The sequence below is a fragment of the Pseudomonas sp. PS01303 genome, from assembly GCF_029959385.1.
GTDB classification, from domain to species: Bacteria; Pseudomonadota; Gammaproteobacteria; order Pseudomonadales; family Pseudomonadaceae; genus Aquipseudomonas; species Aquipseudomonas rustica.
On sequence record NZ_JASCPK010000291.1, the window covers coordinates 1 to 2,469 of the forward strand.

The following is a 2,469-nucleotide window of genomic DNA, read 5'->3' on the forward strand; positions in this document are numbered from 1 at the left end:
GCCGAAGGCTGCGATCTTTTGATCTTGATCTTAAAAAAACAACATCAAAAGATCGCAGCCTTCGGCAGCTCCTACAGGGGCGGTGGCCAGGCGGTTTAGCGGCGAACCTGCTTGAGGGTTTCGGCGATGAGGAATGCCAACTCCAGCGACTGATCGGCATTCATCCGAGGATCACAATGCGTGTGATACCGATCTGACAAGCCGTCTTCCGTAATCGGCCGCGCTCCACCGATGCACTCGGTGACGTTCTGCCCGGTCATCTCTATGTGAATCCCGCCGGCATAACTGCCTTCCGCTTCGTGCACCTGGAAGAACTGCTTCACCTCGCCAAGGATCTGCGCGAAGTCGCGGGTCTTGTAGCCGCTGCTGGCCTTGATGGTGTTGCCGTGCATCGGGTCGGAACTCCACAGCACTTGCTTGCCTTCACGCTGCACCGCGCGGATCAGCGCCGGTAGGTGATCGCCGACCTTGTTCGCGCCCATCCGCGCGATCAGGTTAAGACGCCCCGGATCGTTGTCCGGGTTGAGCACGTCGATCAGGCGAATCAGATCGTCCGGGTTCATGCTCGGGCCGACTTTCACGCCGATCGGGTTGTTCACCCCGCGCAGAAATTCGACGTGAGCGCCGTCGAGCTGACGGGTGCGGTCGCCGATCCACAGCATGTGCGCCGAGCAATCGTAGTAATCGTTGGTCAGGCTGTCGCGGCGCACGAAGGCTTCTTCGTAGTTCAGCAGCAGCGCTTCGTGGGCGGTGAAGAAACTGGTTTCGCGCAGTTGCGGCGAGCTGTCCATGCCGCAGGCGCGCATGAATGCCAGGGTTTCATCGATGCGGTCGGCGAGGTGGCTGTACTTCTCGGCCAGCGCTGAGTTGGCGATGAAATCGAGGTTCCATTTGTGCACTTGGTGCAGGTCGGCAAAACCGCCCTGAGCGAAGGCGCGCAACAGGTTCAGCGTCGCGGTGGACTGGTGATAGGACTGCAGCAGACGCTCCGGATCCGGCACGCGGCTCTTCTCATCGAAACCGATGCCGTTGACGATGTCGCCGCGATAAGCCGGCAGCGTCACGCCGTCGATGGTCTCGTCGTTGGCCGAACGCGGCTTGGCGAACTGACCAGCCATGCGCCCGACTTTGACCACCGGGCAACCGGCGGCGAAGGTCATGACGATCGCCATTTGCAGCAACACTTTAAAAGTGTCGCGAATCTTTGCCGCAGAGAATTCAGCGAAGCTTTCTGCGCAATCGCCACCCTGGAGCAAGAACGCGCGGCCCTGAGTTACTTCAGCAAACTGTCGACGCAGCTCGCGTGCCTCGCCGGCAAACACCAGCGGCGGATAACTGGCCAGGGTTTGCTCGACCTGGCGCAGGTGCGCGGCGTCGGGGTATTGGGGTTGTTGCTGGATCGGCAGGGCGCGCCAGCTGTCAGGGCTCCACGGTTGGCTCATCACGGTCTCTAAGGTTCTACGCACGGACGGCCATGTTAGCAGCAATTAGTGCGTGACCTGCTCCCGCCCCTTCGCCGACAATCGCCGCTTTGCCACGGCGCCACAGCGGTGCCATCGCGTCACCGCGCCCGGTGACCATCAGGAGACGAAATGACTGAGGAGCGCGTCGAGCATCTGCTCGCCGAAGTACAGGATGAGTTCGGCGTGATTCGCGTGCTGGAAGTGGCCGATTACCGCTTTCTCGAATTCGGCGATGCGATCGAGCAGAGCTGCGTGTTCACCGCTGACCCGAGCTGGCTGGAGTACGATTACACCCGCGCGATGCTGATCGGCGCGTTGTGCCATGAGCAACCGGACAGCGCGCTGTTTCTCGGGTTGGGTGCGGGGACATTGACCCAGGCCTGCCTCAAGTTTCTGCCACTGGAAGATGTTGAAGCCATCGAGTTGCGCCCGGACGTGCCGCGTCTGGCGATCGAATACCTTGGGCTGGACGATGATCCGCGTCTATACATTCGTGTCGGTGATGCGCTGGAATTGCTGCCGACGGCGGAACCTGCGGATTTGATCTTCGTCGACCTGTACACCGACGTCGGCCCGGGTGTCGGGCATCTGGCCTGGGGTTTTCTCGGTGACTGCCAGAAGCGTTTGAATCCGGGCGGCTGGCTGGTGATCAATCAGTGGGCCACCGATGATGGCCAGCCGTTGGGCGCGGCGCTGTTGCGCGGGCTCTATCACCGGCATTACTGGGAACTGCCGGTGAAGGAGGGCAATGTGATTCTGCTGGTGCCGGCGGATCTCGATCAGGAACTGGACATGCAGGCGTTGACTGCGCGGGCCGAAGCGCTGGCGCCGCGGTTGGGGTATTCGTTGCAGTCGTTGATCAACGCGATTCGCCCGGCCACTTGATCCGAAACCCCTGTAGGAGCTGCCGAAGGCTGCGATCTTTTGATCTTGTTTTTCATAGGATCAAGATCAAAAGATAGCCGCCTTCGGCAGCTCCTACAGGGGATAAATTGCTTTGAATATT

The 2,469-nt window shown here is 60.6% G+C and carries 2 protein-coding genes; one reads left to right on the plus strand and one right to left on the minus strand.

Translation table 11 applies throughout. The features are described 5' to 3' along the window. Positions 1-95: 95 nt before the first annotated feature. Positions 96-1,442: a 3-deoxy-7-phosphoheptulonate synthase class II gene (locus QMX93_RS30520; protein ID WP_003226774.1), complete on the minus strand. Its 1,347-nt coding sequence runs from the start codon at positions 1,440-1,442 to the stop codon at positions 96-98. Between the two features lie 150 nt (positions 1,443-1,592). On the opposite strand from QMX93_RS30520, the gene QMX93_RS30525 reads away from it, so the two are divergent. Then, positions 1,593-2,348, plus strand: coding sequence for a spermidine synthase (locus QMX93_RS30525; RefSeq protein WP_053122388.1), 756 nt, complete (start codon positions 1,593-1,595; stop codon positions 2,346-2,348). The last annotated feature ends 121 nt before the right edge of the window (positions 2,349-2,469 follow it).